Here is a 16,515-nt window from a genome sequence, read left to right as displayed (position 1 = left end):
GTGACCTCGCGAACGCCCGGATCGGCGCAACCCGCTGTACGCCTCGAAGGCGTGGTGAAGACCTTCGACGGCGTGCGGGCAGTGAACAACCTCGATCTGCTCGTCGAACAGGCGCAGGTCGTTGCACTGCTGGGTCCGAACGGGGCAGGCAAGACCACCACGGTCGAGATGTGTGAGGGCTTCGTCCGGCCCGACAGTGGACGCGTCCAGGTACTCGGCCTCGACCCGATCGCCGACGCGGGGAAGGTCCGCGCACGGATCGGCGTGATGCTGCAAGGTGGCGGCGCCTACCCGGGGTCGCGGGCCGGGGAGATGCTCGACCTCGTCGCCGCTTACTCCGCGGATCCGCTCGACCCCGACTGGCTGTTGCGCAGCCTGGGTCTCGAGGATTCCCGTCGTACCCCGTACCGCCGGTTGTCGGGTGGGCAGCAGCAACGGTTGTCGTTGGCGTGCGCCCTGGTCGGTCGCCCCGAACTGGTATTCCTCGACGAACCGACCGCCGGGCTCGACGCCCAGGCGAGGCTGATGGTGTGGGAACTCATCGACGCCCTGCGCCGCGATGGAGTCGGTGTGCTGTTGACGACGCACGTCATGGATGAAGCCGAAGAACTTGCGGATCAACTCGTCATCATCGACCACGGGTCGGTCGTGGCGGCCGGCACGCCAAGCGAGGTGACGAGCCGCGGCGCCGAGGGGCAGCTCCGACTTACCGCGCCGGCCGGCCTCGACCTCGCCCGGCTCACTCTTCCGGACACGTTCCGTGTCTTCGAGTCCACACCGGGGACCTACCTTGTGGAGGGCCCGATCGATCCGGCCGTGGTGGCCGCGGTCGCCTCCTGGTGCGCTGATCTCGGCGCATTGATCCATGACATCCGGGTCGACCAGCGCAGTCTCGAAGACGTGTTCCTCGAACTCACCGGCCGGGAACTGAGGGGATGACCATGAACGCCAGCGACCGTCTGACGGACAACCGATTCGCGCCGGGCACTTTTTCCCCCGATCCGCGTCCCAGCTCGGCCGCAGTCATGCTTCGAGCACAAACCGTTCTCGAACTGAAGCTCCTGCTGCGCAACGGCGAACAGCTTCTGCTGACGATGTTCATCCCGATCACCTTGCTGGTCGGTCTGTGTCTATTGCCTATCGGTGATCTCGGAGCGACCCGGGTCGACAAGGTGGTCCCGGCTGTGATGATGGTGGCCGTCATGTCCACCGCCTTCACAGGCCAGGCAATCGCAGTCGGCTTCGACCGCCGCTACGGCGCCCTCAAGCGGTTGGGCGCCACTCCCCTTCCTACCTGGGGAATCATTGCGGGAAAAAGCGCCGCGGTCGTCCTCGTCGTGGCACTGCAGTCGGTTCTGCTGGGTGCGATCGGCGCCGCCCTCGGATGGCGGCCGAGCGTGTGGGGACTGGCACTCGGGGCGGTGGTCATCGCGCTGGGCACGGTGACCTTCGCCGCCATGGGACTACTCCTGGGCGGAACGCTGCGGGCCGAGATCGTTCTGGCATTGGCGAACATTCTGTGGTTCATCATGATCGGCGTGGGAAGCGTCGTCTTCGTCACCGGTGAGCTCTCCGCGTTCCTTCACACAGGCGCCAGGCTGATCCCGTCCGGCGCTCTTGCCCTGGCGTTGGACGCCGCGCTCAGAGGAGCGATCGACGTAGTCAGCGTCGTTGTTCTCCTGGTATGGGGCGTCGCCGCCGGGGTTCTCGCGGCGAGGACGTTTCGGTTCACATGAGGATGTTCGCGCGCCGAATCTCAGGTCGGGCCCGTTCCGCTGCGACAGTTCTCGTGGTGCTGGGTGCGCTGCTGGCCTGTGTCGCTCCGCCCGCCGGTGCCGCACCTCACTGGGGGCCGCCGGCACCACCGAATCCGTATCTGGGCCCAGCAGGCACCTCGACCATGCACGGTGACGCCGGTTCCACGGACGTCACCCCGCTTCCAGGCCCCGGCACCGGTCGGCATTCGCTCTCCGCGTATCCGCTGGTATCGGCCTGCCCGACCTTGCTCCAGGGATCCGACCGGCTCGTCGTCGCACTCTGCACCGCAGTGGCCGGGCAGGTTCCCACGGTTCACCTCATCGACCCGGCAGCCCCGGCTGCACCGTTCGGTCGCTCGCTCGCTCGATTCGAACTCGCGAAAGGCAGTCTCCTCGGCGGCGTCTACGCGTATCTCGACAACGACAATCGCCTGGTCGTGGTCGACGGTAACCGGCAACTCCTACGACTCGGCCACTCGAGGGACGCCGGCGGCGCCTGGCGGCTCACCGTTGATTCCCGGGTCGACCTGTCCGGCAGCGTCCCCCCGGGCGACAACGTGACCGGCCTGACGCCCGACTGGAACGGCAACGTGTGGTTCGCCACCGGAGGCGGAGTGGTCGGTGCGGTAGACCGCGCAGGCATCGCCCATGCTCGCGCCCTTCCCGCCGGAGAGGAGGTACAGAACAGCATTTCCAGCTCACCCGCCGGAACCGCCGTGGCCAGCACACACGCGCTCTACCAATGGTCCCTCCGTGACGGTGACCTTCACCTCGACTGGCGGCGCGACTACGACCGAGGCGGCTCCCGCAATCCGGGACAGCTCAGCTGGGGTACCGGTTCCACTCCCACCTATTTCGGGCCGTCCACCGGCAGCGATTTCGTCGCGATCGTGGACAACGCCCAGCCCCGCGCGCAGCTGCGCGTGTTCCACACCGAGTCCGGCGACGAGGTGTGCACCCTGCCCGTGCTGGCCGATCCCGGCGGAAGCGAGAACTCTCCTGTCGGTGTCGGCAACTCGGTGTACGTGGCCGGAACCTACGGTTACCCGTATCCGGTGGTTCCCGACGGTGCCGGTCCGGCCGAACCCGCGAGTGCGCCCTTCACCGGGGGTATGGCCCGGATCGACATCGATCCCATCGGTTGTCACGAGGTATGGAGCAACGACGTCCGCAGCGCTGCGGTCCCCCGCCTCTCGACCGGCGACGGCCACCTCTACACAGTGATCCGTGAAGGCCCTGCGGTCACCACACCGCTGGACGGCTTCTCCTTCGCCGTGATCGATCCCGCCGACGGGTCGCTCGAACACACCAGTCCACTGCCGGGCACAGCCGTCAACGACACCCTCCAGATGTCCGGTCTCGTCACCGACACCGGTGACTTCTGGCAGGGCACCGTGACCGGCATACTGCGCATCCGCGCGGAGTAGCTCGCCGTCGCCGGAGGTGCCGCCGCGAAAGCGGTGCGACGACGAACCGAGTTCTAGACCCCCAGCCCAACGACAGCGTGTAGTTGATCGCCCTCTACCATCGACATCGTGCTATCTCGCGGGTTTCTGAGCCTGGTCGACCGACTCCCACTTCCGTCGCTCGCCGTGCAGCGTGTCATCGCCTTCGCGGTGATCCTCACGCAGGGCGGAATCGCCGTCACCGGCGCCGTAGTGCGGGTCACGGCCTCAGGCCTCGGTTGCCCCACCTGGCCGCAGTGTTTTCCGGGAAGTTTCGTCCCGGTCGGGCACGGTGAGGTCGCGGTGCTCCATCAGGCCGTCGAATTCGGCAACCGGATGCTCACTTTCGTCGTCGTGGTCGCCGCCGCACTGATCGTCCTGGCAGTGACTCGCGCACGCCGCCGCAAGGAAGTGCTTGTCTACGCCTGGCTCATGCCGCTCGGCACGGTGGTGCAAGCCGTCATCGGCGGCGTGACCGTCTTGACCGGCCTGCTCTGGTGGACGGTCGCAGTGCATCTCCTCGTCTCCATGGCGATGGTCTGGGTTGCCACCGTCATGTATGCAAAAATCTCCGAACCCGACGACGGCCACGTCATCGCCGCGATTCCCGCGCCGCTGAGGTGGCTCACTGCACTGTCCGGTGTCGCGCTGGCCGGAGTACTGGTCGCCGGAACCCTCGTCACCGGAGCCGGCCCGCACGCTGGTGACAAGAGTCTGGATCGCGTCGTTCCCCGCCTCCAAGTGGAAATCGTCACCCTCGTGCACCTGCACTCGCAGTTGCTGGTCGGCTACCTCGCATTGCTGGTCGGCCTGTGTTTCGGCCTCTATGCCGTGGGGGCCGACCGCACGGTGAAGGTCCGACTGCAGGTCCTGCTCGCCCTCGTGGTGGCGCAGGCGCTGATCGGAGTCGTGCAGTTCTTCACAGACGTTCCCGCCGCCCTCGTCGCCTTCCATGTGGCCGGGGCTGGGCTGTGCACCGCAGCCACGGCCGCGGTGTGGGCTGCGGGACGCACCAGGGAGCACGTTCCGCAGCCCGCGACGGCAAGGGTTTAACGCTCGTTACGCGCCTTGGGGAATCGTGTCTGCCGCGCGACCCAGCCGGCCATCTTCTGGAAGTGCCCCTTCCGGGGAGTCACGATGCTGGTGAGGGACCGGTCCCATTCGCCGATCGTCACGTTGTCGACAGCGGCGACCACTGCGTTTGCGGTTGCCAGATCGTTCACCAACTGATCGCCGAGGATGCCGTCGGCTCCGACGAGCGTGATCCGGACACTGGCGAGACCGACCGGCTGGATCACGGCGCTGGCGGAACCACCGTGCTCGCTGACGAACTTCTTGATTGCATCGACCGTGTGGGACGGCAGTGAAGGCGCCGCGCCGGCTGACGCCTCTTCGGCGTGGGTATCGGTACTCATGCCCTGAGAATACTGGGCGGTAGCCGCCACCTGCCGGTCAGGCTCCGGGCGGGTCGCACGTGTAGAACAGAAACCATGCGCGCAATACAGGTTTCACGTCTCGGTGGTCCCGACGTCCTCGAACCGGCCGACGTCCCCGAACCTCGGATCGGGTCCTCGGATCTCCTCGTTCGCACCGAGGCGATCGGCATCAACTACATCGACACCTACTTCAGGTCCGGCCTCTACCCGCGCACGCTCCCCTACGTTCCCGGTGACGAAGGCTCCGGTGTGGTGGAGTCGGTAGGCACCGAGGTGACGGACTTCGAGCCCGGGGACAGAGTGGCCTGGTGCGCCGCTCCCGGTAGTTACGCCGAAAAAGTGCGGGTGCCGGCCGCAGCAGCGATCGCCGTCCCCGACGTCGTGCCGGCATCGCAGGCTGCGTCCGCGTTGTTGCAGGGCATGACGGCGCACTACTTGGCGTACTCCACCTACCCCATCCGCGAAGGGGACACCGTGCTGGTACATGCCGGAGCGGGTGGTGTGGGCCTGCTGCTGACCCAGATCGCGACCCGTCTCGGGGCGCGCGTCATCACGACGGTGTCATCGGATACGAAGGAAGAGCTTTCCCGGAGCGCGGGCGCGCAGGAAGTACTGCGATACGACGAGGACATCGCCGCCCGGGTGCGGGAGCTGACCGGCGGTGAGGGCGTCGCGGCCGCCTACGACGGCGTCGGCGCCTCGACATTCGAGGCGAGCCTGGCTTCGGTCCGCATCCGGGGCACGCTCGCACTGTTCGGTGCCGCGAGCGGTCCGGTGCCGCCGTTCGACCCGCAACGGCTCAATCCGGCAGGCTCGCTGTTCCTGACCCGCCCGACGCTGGCGCATCACATCCGCGACCGCGAGGAATTGGTGTGGCGAGCGGGCGACGTCTTCGCGGGTGTGGCGGACGGCGCGCTGACAGTGCGGGTCGGCGCCGAATACCCGCTCGAGCGAGCGGCAGATGCACACCGCGATCTGGAGGGACGGGCGACGACGGGGTCGATCGTGCTTCGGCCCTGACCGGGACAGATCAGGTGAACAAGCTGCTGACGGTCGGCAGCCCGAGAACGGAGTCGACAGCCAGACCGACGAAGACGACGGCCAGGTAGTTGTTGGACTGCAGGAAGAGCCGGAGCGGCTTCACGGCCGCTCCGCCTCGCACGCTGCGATACAGCTGGTGCGCCATCAGGAGGAACCAGGCGCCGGCGACGAGTGTGACGGCGGCGTACACGACCCCCGCTGCGGGTACCAGCGCAAGGGACGTGACGACCATTGCCCAGCTGTACAGCAGGATTTGTTTGGTGACGTGCTCCTCGGTCGCGATGACCGGGAGCATGGGCACGCCCGCCGCCTTGTAATCCTCCTTGTAGCGCATTGCAAGCGCCCAGGTGTGCGGCGGCGTCCAGAAGAAGATGACGAGGAACAGGACGAGTGGTTCCCAGTCGAGCGAGCCGGTGACGGCCGACCATCCGACCATTACGGGCATGCAGCCGGCCGCGCCGCCCCACACGACGTTCTGCCAGGTCCGACGCTTGAGCACCATGGTGTAGATCAGCACGTAGAACGCGATGGTGAGAACGACCAGGCACCCGGAGAGGAGATTGGCCCGCCACCACAACCACAGGAACGACGCGAGACCGAGGGTCATGCCGAACACGAATGCGTGCGACGTGGGCACAGCTTCGCGCGCCAGCGGGCGGCGGGCCGTGCGTTTCATGACCTTGTCGATGTCGGCGTCGACGACGCAGTTGAGCGCGTTCGCGCTCGCCGCGCCCATCCAGCCGCCGAACAGTGTGCTCAGGATGAGCAGGATGTCGACGTTGCCGCGATCCGCGAGGAGGATCGCAGGAATGGTGGCCACGAGGAGGAGCTCGATGACCCGCGGTTTGGTGAGCGCGATATAGGCCAGAACCTTGCCCGTGGCGCGGCCGATCACCGTGCGAGTGTTGGTCACGCGGGGGGCGGCGCTGGGGCTACCGAAGCCGTGTCCGCTCGGCTGATGCCCTGTCCGCACGTTCTCTCCTCGCACCACGCGTAATTCCACATCTGATAGCCGGGTGTCTGCCCGCACGCCGCCCAAGGGCAGCCGGGGTCTACTACAACCGATGGTAGACCGCCCTATTGCACGAACCGAATCGACCCGGATAGGACTGCACACTAGGCTGGGGTGGCACAAGAGGCTCACGCATCCTCAGGCTCCACGTTCACCCATGTCAGGAGACTTCTGCCCGTGTCGATCACAGACGACATCCACGTCCTCACGCAACCGGTTCACCCAGCAGACTGGACCGAACTGGACACCAAGGCCGTCGACACCATCCGCGTACTCGCCGCGGACGCGGTGCAGAAGGTGGGTAACGGCCACCCCGGCACTGCCATGAGCCTCGCACCCCTCGCTTACACGCTCTTCCAGCGCGTCATGCGCCACGACCCCACCGACGCCGACTGGATCGGCCGCGATCGTTTCGTCCTCTCCTGTGGGCATTCGAGCCTGACGCTCTACATCCAGCTCTACCTCGCCGGTTACGGCCTCGAACTCGACGACCTGAAGCAGCTGCGCACGTGGGGCTCGAAGACCCCGGGACACCCCGAGCACGGTCACACCCGCGGCGTGGAGATCACCACCGGTCCACTCGGTCAGGGTCTGGCCTCTGCCGTCGGCATGGCGATGGCGGCTCGCCGCGAACGTGGCCTGTTCGACCCGGAGCCCGCACCCGGTGAGAGCCCGTTCGATCACCACATCTACGTCATCGCCTCCGACGGTGACATCGAAGAAGGTGTGACCTCCGAGGCGTCGTCGATCGCCGGCGTCCAGCAGCTGGGCAACCTCACCCTGATCTACGACGACAACAAGATCTCCATCGAGGACGACACCGCGATCGCCTTGTCCGAGGACACCGCCGCTCGTTACGAGGCGTACGGCTGGCATGTCCAGGTCGTCGAGGGCGGCGAGAACGTCGTCGCGATCGAGGAAGCGCTTCAGAAGGCTCGCGACGTCCTGGACCGCCCGTCACTGATCCTGTTGCGCACCATCATCGGCTACCCGGCGCCCACCAAGATGAACACGGGTGCCGCCCACGGTGCGGCGCTCGGCGCCGACGAGGTTGCCGCAGTGAAGACGGCACTCGGCTTCGACCCCGACAAGACGTTCGAGGTCACCGACGAGGTCATCGCGCACACCCGCAAGGTCGTCGAGCGCGGCGCCCAGGCGCACAAGGAGTGGCAGGCCGGCTTCGACGAGTGGGCTGTGCGCGCCCCCGAGGGCAAGAAGCTCCTCGACCGCCTCACCGGTCGCGACCTGCCCGCCGGCTGGGCCGACGTACTTCCGACCTGGGAGCCGGACCCCAAGGGTGTCGCCACCCGCAAGGCGTCCGCAGCGGTCCTGAACGCTGTCGGCCCGGTGCTCCCGGAACTCTGGGGCGGTTCCGCCGACCTCGCCGAAAGCAACAACACCACCATCAAGGGGTCCGACTCGTTCGGCCCCGCCTCCATCTCCACGTCGATGTGGAACGCCGACCCCTACGGCCGGACCCTGCACTTCGGTGTCCGCGAGCACGCGATGGGGTCGATCCTCAACGGCATCGCCCTGCACGGGCCTACCCGCCCCTACGGCGGCACCTTCCTGGTGTTCAGCGACTACATGCGTCCCGCCGTGCGGCTTGCGGCAATCATGAAGACCCCGGTCACCTACGTCTGGACTCACGATTCCATCGGTCTGGGCGAAGACGGCCCGACCCACCAGCCGATCGAGCACCTCGCCGCGCTGCGCGCCATCCCGGGCCTGAATGTCGTGCGCCCCGGTGATGCCAACGAAACCGCCCACGCGTGGCGGGCCGTCCTCGAGAAGGGCGCCGACGAGGCGACCCGCGCGCCCTCCGGCCTGGCCTTGACTCGCCAGGATCTGCCCGTCCTCGAAGGAACCAGCTACGAGGGAGTGTCCCGTGGTGGGTACGTCCTCGCCGATGCCTCCTCCGGTGTTCCCGAGGTCATCCTGATCGGCACCGGTTCCGAACTCCAGATCGCCGTGGCTGCCCGCGAGACCCTCGAGGCCGAGGGCATTCCCACGCGGGTGGTGTCGATGCCGTGCGTCGAGTGGTTCGACGCCCAGGACGAGGCCTATCGGGACGGTGTGCTGCCTCCGACCGTCAAGGCCCGCGTCGCCGTCGAGGCCGGCATCGCGATGCCGTGGTACCGCTTCGTCGGCTCGGACGGCGAAATCGTCTCGATCGAGCACTTCGGCGCCTCTGCCGACTACAAGACCTTGTTCCGCGAGTTCGGTTTCACCGACGAAGCCGTCACCGCGGCCGCACAGCGCTCGCTCTCCCGAGTGAAGGGATAGAAAACGTCATGACTCAGAATCCGAATCTTCAGAAGCTCTCCGAGGCCGGGGTCTCCGTGTGGCTGGACGACCTCTCGCGTGACCGCATCGAGTCGGGCAACCTGGCCGAACTCGTCGCCACCAAGAGTGTCGTCGGCGTCACCACCAACCCGTCCATCTTCCAGGCCGCGCTGAGCAAGGGCCACGTCTACGACGCGCAGGTCAACGAGCTGGCCGAGCGCGGCGCCGACGTCGAAGCCACCATCCGCACGGTCACCACCGACGACGTGCGCGCCGCCTGCGACATCCTCGCCCCGCAGTACGAAGCGAGCCACGGAGTCGACGGCCGGGTCTCCATCGAGGTGGATCCGCGGCTGGCGCACGACGCCGACAAGACCGTCGCGCAAGCGGTGGAGCTGTGGAAGATCGTCGACCGGCCCAACGTGTTCATCAAGATCCCGGCCACCGAGGCCGGCATCCCCGCCATCGCGAAGGTCATCGGCGAAGGCATCAGCGTCAACGTCACCCTGATCTTCTCGGTCGAGCGGTACGAACTCGTCATGGGCGCCTACCTCGACGGGCTCGAGGCGGCCAAGGCAGCAGGACACGACCTCTCCCGCATCCACTCGGTCGCGTCGTTCTTCGTCTCCCGCGTCGACACCGAGATCGACAAGCGACTCGAGGCGATCGGTACGCCGGAGGCACTCGCACTCCGCGGCAAGGCGGCGCTCGCCAACGCACGACTGGCGTACGCGGCCTACCAGCAGGTGTTCGAGGTCCAGCCGCGGTTCCAGGGGCTTCTCGGCGACGGCGCGCGGCCCCAGCGTCCGCTCTGGGCGTCGACGGGTGTCAAGAACCCCGACTACTCCGACACTCTCTACGTCACCGAGCTGGTGGCACCGAACACGGTGAACACCATGCCCGAGAAGACGCTCGACGCCGTCGCCGACCACGGTGACATCACCGGTGACACGGTGTCCGGCACCGGAGCGCAGTCGCAGGAGGTCTTCGACAAGATCGCCGCCGTCGGCGTCGACTTGACCGACGTCTTCCTCGTCCTCGAGAACGAGGGTGTCGACAAGTTCGAGGTGTCGTGGAACGAGCTGCTCGAGGCCACGGCGGAGCAGCTCCGTACAGCAGGGCAGAAGAGCTGATTCGTGAGGGTGCCCGCAGCGTCAGACGATTGGGTCAATCCGCTCCGCGACGGTAGGGACAAGCGCCTACCGCGCATCGCCGGGCCGTGTGCGCTGGTGATCTTCGGTGTCACCGGCGACCTCGCGCGGCGCAAGCTGATGCCGGCCGTCTACGACTTGGCCAATCGTGGTCTCCTTCCCCCCGGCTTCGCCCTCGTCGGGTTCGCCCGGAGGGACTGGGACGACCAGGATTTCGGCAAGGTCGTGCACGACGCGGTGCGCGAGCATTCGCGCACCCCGTTCCGGGAAGATGTGTGGGATCGGCTGTCGGAGGGCCTGCGGTTCGTGCAAGGCTCCTTCGACGACCCGGCATCGTTCTCGGAGCTTGCGTCCACCCTCGACACGCTCGACCGCGAACGTGGGTCCGGCGGCAATCACGGGTTCTACCTCGCGATTCCGCCGGCCGCGTTCCCGGTGGTTCTCAAACAGTTGTCGGAAGCCGGGCTCGCCCAGTCCGACGAGGGCCAGTGGAAACGAGTAGTGATCGAGAAGCCGTTCGGCCACGATCTCGACAGCGCTCGCGAGCTCAACACGGTCGTGAACCAGGTCTTCCCCGAGGACACCGTCTTCCGGATCGATCACTACCTGGGCAAGGAAACCGTTCAGAACATCCTGGCACTGCGATTCGCCAACCAATTGTTCGATCCGATCTGGAACGCCCACTACGTGGACCACGTCCAGATCACGATGGCCGAGGACATCGGTCTCGGTGGACGGGCCGGCTACTACGACGGAATCGGGGCGGCGCGCGACGTCATCCAGAACCATCTCCTTCAACTCCTCGCCTTCACCGCGATGGAGGAGCCGATCAGTTTCGAACCGTCCGAACTGCAGGCGGAGAAGATCAAAGTTCTCTCAGCAACCCGGCTCGCGGAGCCGCTCGACGAAACCACCGCCCGCGGCCAGTACGCCGGCGGCTGGCAGGGCGGGCTTCCGGTGGTCGGTCTGCTGGAGGAGGAGGGTTTCGCTGCCGACTCCACTACCGAGACTTTCGCCGCGATCACGCTCGAGGTCGATACCCGGCGGTGGGCGGGAGTGCCCTTCTATCTGCGAACCGGAAAGCGACTGGGCAGGCGGGTCACCGAGATCGCCGTCGTGTTCAAGCGTGCACCGCACCTTCCGTTCGACCAGACGATGACGGAGGAACTCGGCCAGAATGCTCTCGTCATCCGGGTGCAGCCGGACGAGGGTGTGACTATGAGATTCGGGTCCAAGGTTCCAGGGTCGAGCATGGAAGTCCGGGACGTCAACATGGACTTCAGCTACGGGCAGGCCTTCACCGAGTCGTCTCCGGAAGCGTACGAACGTCTCATTCTCGACATGTTGCTCGGTGAGCCGTCGCTCTTCCCCGTCAATGCGGAAGTCGAGCTGTCGTGGGAGATCCTCGATCCGGTACTCGCGCACTGGGCCGCGGAGGGCAAACCGGAACCCTACGAGGCCGGAACGTGGGGCCCACACTCGGCGGACGAGATGATGCGCCGCACCGGCCGCGAATGGAGAAGGCCGTAGATGATCATCGACATTCCCTCGACTACCACCGGCCAGGTCAACAAGAAGCTGGTCGAGCTACGTAAGACCGGCGGTGCTGTCACGCTCGGCCGCGTGCTCACCCTCGTGGTGTGCACGCGCGACAGCGACAACTCCGAGTACATCATCGATGCCGCCAACGAGGCGAGCCGGGAACATCCCTGCCGTGTGATCGTCGTGGCCCGCGGTGAGCGGGAAGCGGCGGCGCGGTTGGACGCTCAGATCCGTGTCGGTGGCGACGCCGGCGCATCCGAGGTCGTCGTGCTCCGGCTCTTCGGCGAATTGGCCGACCACGAAAGCAGCGTGGTGGTCCCCTTCCTCCTGCCGGACACACCTGTGGTCGTCTGGTGGCCCGAGATCGCTCCGGCCGTTCCTGCACAGGACCCCGTAGGCAGGCTTGCGATCCGGCGCATCACCGACGCCACGGGCCGCGACGATCCGACGGCGGAGATCAAGGGCCGGCTCACGTCGTACACGTCCGGTGACTCAGATCTCGCATGGAGTCGCATCACGTACTGGCGCGCGCTGCTCACGTCCGCGGTCGATCAGCCGCCGCACTCGGCGATCACCTCCGCCGTGGTGTCGGGTCTGGTGGACGAACCCGCTGTCGATCTGATCGCCGGGTGGTTGGCGAGCCGGGTCGACATACCGGTGAGCCGCAGGACCGGCCCGCTGTTCGTGGAATTGACCTTTGCCGACGGCGGATCGCTGACCATCAGTCGTCCTCAAACGGGAACGACCGCCACACTGTCGCGGACCGGGAAACCGGATGCGCTGGTGGCCCTCGGCCGACGGGAAACGCGCGACTGCCTGGCGGAGGAACTGCGCCGACTCGACGCCGACGAGGTCTACGAAGCCGCATTGTCCGGCCTGACGAAGGTGACGTATGAGTGACATTCACGTAGAGGTCCATCCCGACACGGACACGCTGGTGGCTGCGGCCGCCCGACGTTTCGTCGACACGGTCGTCGCCGCCCAGAAATCTCGTGGGTCGGCGTCGGTGGTTCTCACCGGTGGCGGAACCGGGATCGGGATGCTCGAGGAGGTGCGGAAGAATCCCGGTGACATCGACTGGCGTGAACTCGACATCTATTGGGGCGACGAACGATTTCTGCCCACCGGCGATCCGGAACGCAACGACGTGCAGGCGCAGGCCGCGCTCCTCGACCACGTCGATGTCGACCCCGACCGGGTCCACACGATGCCCGTGTCCGACGGTATCTACACCGACGACCCAGAGGCCGCTGCGGTCGCCTACGCGCAAGTACTGGGCGCGCACGCCGACGGCAAGCAGGTTCCGGTGTTCGATGTCCACCTCCTCGGAATGGGCGGCGAGGGTCACGTCAACTCCCTCTTCCCCGACACCGACGCGGTACGCGAAGAACACCGATTCGTCGTTGCGGTGACGGACTCCCCCAAGCCGCCGCCCGTGCGCATCACCCTCACCCTTCCCGCTGTGCGACACGCCGACGAAGTGTGGCTGGTCGTCTCCGGGGAAGCCAAGGCCGAGGCGGTGGCCGCCGCCGTCGCGGGCGCACCCCCGGTGGAGATACCAGCCTCCGGCGCGCGGGGACTGACCGCCACACGTTGGCTGCTCGATTCTTCGGCCGCATCCCGACTGCCGAGCTGATCCATTCACAGGTGGGGATCCTCGTCGTCCTCGGCCGGCAACGCCGCCGAGGGACGAGGGCCCTTCTCCGTCTCGATCCGCGTCACGTGGCATGCGGTACTGATCCGGCCGCCGCGGTGCGCGCTCGACCGACCCGTCCCCCTCTGTCCGAAGCCCCCTCGCCAGTGCTGAGGTTTCCCCGCGCAGCGCCCCATCCTGTAACCCCATTCCGCCTCGAGAGGGTCACGGTCTGTCCCGTTTCGACCCCTTTCCCCGTTTGACGCGGTGGGCCGACAATCGGTTCCCCCGGACCGAAAGTCGCGTGGCGGCGTTGGTGCAGGACAGCTAACCGCTGTTCCGGAGCGCGGTGGCCAGCCCGTTCATCGTGAGCTGGATACCGCGGCGGGTCTGGTCGCTGTCGTCGCCGGCACGGTATCGGCGCAGCAACTCCACCTGAAGGTGGTTCAGTGGTTCGAGGTACGGAAAGCGATTGTGCACCGACCGTTCGAGCCCCGGGTTGTCGGCGAACAACGTGTCGTTTCCTGTGATCGTCTTGTACATCCGGATGGTGCGTTCGTGCTCCTCGGTGATCTTCCCGAACACCCGTTGCCGCAGCCCCTCGTCGGGAACCAACTCCGAATAGCGTGCCGCCAGACCCATGTCGGATTTGGACATCACCATCGCCAGGTTCGACAGGACCGTGCGGAAGAAAGGCCACGTGTCATAGAGCCGTGACAGGGTGGCAACCTTCTCGGGGTCGCCGGCGGTCCACTGCTCGAACGCGGAGCCGGTGCCGTACCACCCTGGCAGCATCACCCGCGACTGGCTCCAGGACAGCACCCAAGGGATCGCGCGCAGGTCGGCGATCGATGTCGTCTGCTTCCGGGACGCGGGCCGACTGCCGATGTTGAGGGCCCCGATCTCCGCGACGGGCGTCGACATCTCGAAGTACTGAACGAATCCTGGTGTGTCATGGACAAGTTCGCTGTACGCACGGCGCGCGAGTGCGGCGAGTTCGTCGAGGACGCGGTAGGCGGGTTCGGCGGCGGCGCCGAGTCCCTCCACGTCGAGCAGGGTGGCCTCGAGGGTTGCGGCGAGAAGTGTTTCGAGGTTCCGCTGCGCGAGCCGGGGTTCCGCGTACTTGGCGGCGATCACCTCGCCCTGCTCGGTGATCCGCAGGGAGCCTGCGACGGCTCCCGGCGGTTGCGCGAGGATCGCCTCGTAGCTGGGTCCGCCGCCACGCCCGACGGTGCCACCGCGACCGTGGAAGAGGCGCAATCGTATTCCCGTTTTCCGGGCCGCCTCCACCAGGTCGAGCTCGGCCCGGTACAGCGCCCAGTTCGCAGCGAGATACCCGCCGTCCTTGTTGGAATCGGAGTATCCGAGCATCACTTCCTGCGAGTCGCCCCGGGACGCCACGAGGGCGCGGTAAAGCGGAATCGCGAGTGTCGCCTCGAGCGTGGACGCGCCGTGCTGGAGGTCCTCGATCGTCTCGAAGAGCGGCACGATCCCCACCGGACACGACGGGTTCTCCCCCGGCCCGGGATCGAACAGCCCCACTTCCTTCAGCAGGATCGCCGCCTCGAGCATGTCGCTGACCGAGGTACACATACTGATGATGTAATTGGGCACCGCTCCGGACCCGAGCGTCCGCACCGCCTCGGCCCCGGCCTCGAGGATGGCGAGCTCCTTGGTGGTCAGCTCGCTGAACTCCGCCTTCGCTGCCGTCAGTGGGCGCCTCGTCGACAGCTCCGCGGTGAGCAACTCCACCCGTTCGTCCTCGGACAGCGACGTGTAGTCGGGATGCACGCCGGCCCAGGCGAGCAGTTCGGCGACGACCGTTTCGTGCACCTCCGAGTTCTGGCGCATGTCGAGGCCCGAGAGATGGAACCCGAACACGTCCACCGATTCGCGGAGGCGGGCGAGGCCGTCGTCGGCGATCGTGCCGTCGCCGCCGCGGCGCAGGGACTCGTCGACCACATCGAGTTCGTGGAGCATTTCCCGCGGTGAGTCGTAGGGCGCGAGCCCGAGGTCGAGGGCGTACGCGGGCATCTCCCCGAGGATACGGAGCGCGGTGGCGGTCAGTCGGCCACGGATCCCGCGGACCGCACGCCGGTACGGCTCGTCGGCACGGAACGGTGAGTCGTCCTGCGAGGCGGCTGCCAGAAGATCGAGGTCGGGAGTGACCGTTACCAGGCGGGCAGACATCGACAGTTCCCGTTCGAGCGTCGCGAGTTCGCACAGATGATGCTCGACGGCGGTTGCGGCGGCGCGGCTCGTCGCCTCCCGGACGACGTCCGCGGTGACGTTGGGATTGCCGTCCCGGTCGCCACCGATCCACGACCCCGGCCGGAGAATGGGTTCCCGCCCGAGATCGGTGTCGGGCCACCGGGCTTGGAGGGCGTTGCGGAGTTCGGCATTGATCGCGGGCACGACCTCGAAGAGCGCGGCGTCGTAATAGCGCAGTCCGACTTCGATCTCGTCCTGAATACGCAAGCGGGACAGCCGGATCAGTGCGGTCTGCCACAGGGTGAGGATTTGGCGCCGAAGCCGCACGTCGACGTCGGCGATTTCCGACTCGGTGAGCGCGGTCCGCTCCCGGAACCGCATCAACTCAGTGATCCGCGTCTGGGTGTCGAACACCGTCCGTCGACGCGTTTCGGTGGGGTGGGCAGTGATCACCGGTGAGACGAGCGCCCCACGTAGGGCTGTCGCGACCACTTCTCGGTCGAGGTCGGCGGCATCGAGCTTCGCGAACGTGGCCGCGAGAGTGCTGTCGGGAGCCGGTTCGCCTGCTGCCACGTGCACAGCCCGGCGGCGTTCCCGGTGAATGTCCTCGGCGAGGTTTGCGAGAAGAGCGAAATGGCTGAAGGCGCGGATGACGGGGATGGTGTCCCCGGTGGCGACGTGCGTGAACATGTCGGCCAGTTCGGCGCGGTCGATTTCCGAACGCCGAACACGGAACGATTCGACCCGGGCCTTCTCCACGAGATCGAAGATGTTGTCGCCGGCCTGTTCGCGGACGATCTGACCGAGAATGCCGCCGAGCAGCCGAATGTCTTCGCGGAGTGGTTCGGTGGCTTCACGGGGGGTTTCGGTCATGCACCCAGTATCGACTGCCACTGCGGGGTCCGCACGATGAAACTGCGGGGTCCGCACGATGAAACTGCGGGGTCCGCACGATGAAACTGCGGGGTCCGCACGATGAAACTGCGGGGTCCGCACGATGA

Annotated in this window: 13 protein-coding genes; 10 read left to right on the top strand and 3 right to left on the bottom strand. The window is 66.8% G+C overall.

Annotation, left to right across the window (positions count from 1 at the left end; all coding sequences use genetic code 11):
- From JQT59_RS21995 to JQT59_RS21980, 4 genes are all read left to right on the top strand, one after another.
- On the top strand, positions 1-939 hold the full coding sequence (locus JQT59_RS21995) for an ABC transporter ATP-binding protein (protein WP_109330210.1): 939 nt from the start codon (positions 1-3) through the stop codon (positions 937-939).
- Positions 936-1,736 carry an ABC transporter permease gene (locus tag JQT59_RS21990; RefSeq protein ID WP_213571988.1) on the top strand — a complete coding sequence of 267 codons (801 nt, stop codon included), beginning with the start codon at positions 936-938 and terminating at the stop codon, positions 1,734-1,736. The genes JQT59_RS21995 and JQT59_RS21990 overlap by 4 nt, the downstream gene beginning before the upstream one ends.
- Positions 1,737-1,738: 2 nt before the next feature.
- Positions 1,739-3,184: a hypothetical protein gene (locus JQT59_RS21985; RefSeq protein ID WP_213577965.1), complete on the top strand. Its 1,446-nt coding sequence runs from the start codon at positions 1,739-1,741 to the stop codon at positions 3,182-3,184.
- Between the two features lie 108 nt (positions 3,185-3,292).
- A complete protein-coding gene (locus tag JQT59_RS21980; protein ID WP_213571987.1) occupies positions 3,293-4,255 on the top strand; it encodes a COX15/CtaA family protein in 963 nt (320 codons plus the stop codon).
- On the opposite strand, the gene JQT59_RS21975 is transcribed toward JQT59_RS21980, so the two are convergent.
- Complete coding sequence (locus tag JQT59_RS21975) at positions 4,252-4,617, bottom strand: hypothetical protein (RefSeq protein ID WP_109330218.1); 366 nt, start codon at positions 4,615-4,617, stop codon at positions 4,252-4,254. The two genes, JQT59_RS21980 and JQT59_RS21975, sit on opposite strands and share 4 nt — an antisense overlap.
- Positions 4,618-4,692: 75 nt before the next feature.
- On the opposite strand from JQT59_RS21975, the gene JQT59_RS21970 reads away from it, so the two are divergent.
- Complete coding sequence (locus JQT59_RS21970) at positions 4,693-5,658, top strand: quinone oxidoreductase family protein (protein WP_213571986.1); 966 nt, start codon at positions 4,693-4,695, stop codon at positions 5,656-5,658.
- Between the two features lie 10 nt (positions 5,659-5,668).
- Here JQT59_RS21970 and JQT59_RS21965 read toward each other — a convergent pair whose 3' ends face one another.
- Positions 5,669-6,652 carry a heme o synthase gene (locus JQT59_RS21965; protein ID WP_213571985.1) on the bottom strand — a complete coding sequence of 328 codons (984 nt, stop codon included), beginning with the start codon at positions 6,650-6,652 and terminating at the stop codon, positions 5,669-5,671.
- A 216-nt stretch (positions 6,653-6,868) separates the two neighbouring features.
- Between JQT59_RS21965 and tkt the strand changes: the two genes are divergently transcribed.
- From tkt to pgl, 5 genes are read left to right on the top strand one after another with little or no spacing between them, the layout of a single operon-like run.
- Positions 6,869-8,977, top strand: a complete 2,109-nt coding sequence (gene tkt, locus JQT59_RS21960) for a transketolase (RefSeq protein ID WP_213571984.1) — start codon at positions 6,869-6,871, stop codon at positions 8,975-8,977.
- 8 nt (positions 8,978-8,985) lie between these two features.
- On the top strand, positions 8,986-10,110 hold the full coding sequence (gene tal, locus JQT59_RS21955) for a transaldolase (protein WP_213571983.1): 1,125 nt from the start codon (positions 8,986-8,988) through the stop codon (positions 10,108-10,110).
- Between the two features lie 3 nt (positions 10,111-10,113).
- Complete coding sequence (gene zwf / locus JQT59_RS21950) at positions 10,114-11,658, top strand: glucose-6-phosphate dehydrogenase (protein ID WP_213571982.1); 1,545 nt, start codon at positions 10,114-10,116, stop codon at positions 11,656-11,658.
- A complete protein-coding gene (gene opcA / locus JQT59_RS21945) occupies positions 11,659-12,570 on the top strand; it encodes a glucose-6-phosphate dehydrogenase assembly protein OpcA (RefSeq protein ID WP_213571981.1) in 912 nt (303 codons plus the stop codon).
- Positions 12,563-13,306 carry a 6-phosphogluconolactonase gene (gene pgl / locus JQT59_RS21940; protein ID WP_213571980.1) on the top strand — a complete coding sequence of 248 codons (744 nt, stop codon included), beginning with the start codon at positions 12,563-12,565 and terminating at the stop codon, positions 13,304-13,306. The genes opcA and pgl overlap by 8 nt, the downstream gene beginning before the upstream one ends.
- Before the next feature lie 324 nt (positions 13,307-13,630).
- Here pgl and ppc read toward each other — a convergent pair whose 3' ends face one another.
- The gene (ppc, locus tag JQT59_RS21935) at positions 13,631-16,387 is read right to left on the bottom strand and encodes a phosphoenolpyruvate carboxylase (RefSeq protein WP_213571979.1); all 2,757 of its coding nucleotides are present in this window, start codon (positions 16,385-16,387) and stop codon (positions 13,631-13,633) included.
- Positions 16,388-16,515 lie beyond the last annotated feature (128 nt).

The organism is Rhodococcus sp. USK13, assembly GCF_018343855.1.
Taxonomy (GTDB): Bacteria; Actinomycetota; Actinomycetes; order Mycobacteriales; family Mycobacteriaceae; genus Rhodococcus_F; species Rhodococcus_F oxybenzonivorans.
Note: the sequence above shows the minus strand (reverse complement) of the source record. Positions and strands in the feature narration are given on the sequence as shown.

Bases quoted from the DNA above. Each gene is read 5' to 3' on its own strand.
- ppc (WP_213571979.1), bottom strand. From the start codon at position 16,387: ATGACCGAAACCCCCCGTGAAGCCACCGAACCACTCCGCGAAGACATT.
- JQT59_RS21970 (WP_213571986.1), top strand. From the start codon at position 4,693: ATGCGCGCAATACAGGTTTCACGTCTCGGTGGTCCCGACGTCCTCGAA.
- JQT59_RS21985 (WP_213577965.1), top strand. From the start codon at position 1,739: ATGTTCGCGCGCCGAATCTCAGGTCGGGCCCGTTCCGCTGCGACAGTT.
- JQT59_RS21990 (WP_213571988.1), top strand. From the start codon at position 936: ATGACCATGAACGCCAGCGACCGTCTGACGGACAACCGATTCGCGCCG.
- opcA (WP_213571981.1), top strand. From the start codon at position 11,659: ATGATCATCGACATTCCCTCGACTACCACCGGCCAGGTCAACAAGAAG.
- pgl (WP_213571980.1), top strand. From the start codon at position 12,563: ATGAGTGACATTCACGTAGAGGTCCATCCCGACACGGACACGCTGGTG.
- JQT59_RS21975 (WP_109330218.1), bottom strand. From the start codon at position 4,617: ATGAGTACCGATACCCACGCCGAAGAGGCGTCAGCCGGCGCGGCGCCT.
- tal (WP_213571983.1), top strand. From the start codon at position 8,986: ATGACTCAGAATCCGAATCTTCAGAAGCTCTCCGAGGCCGGGGTCTCC.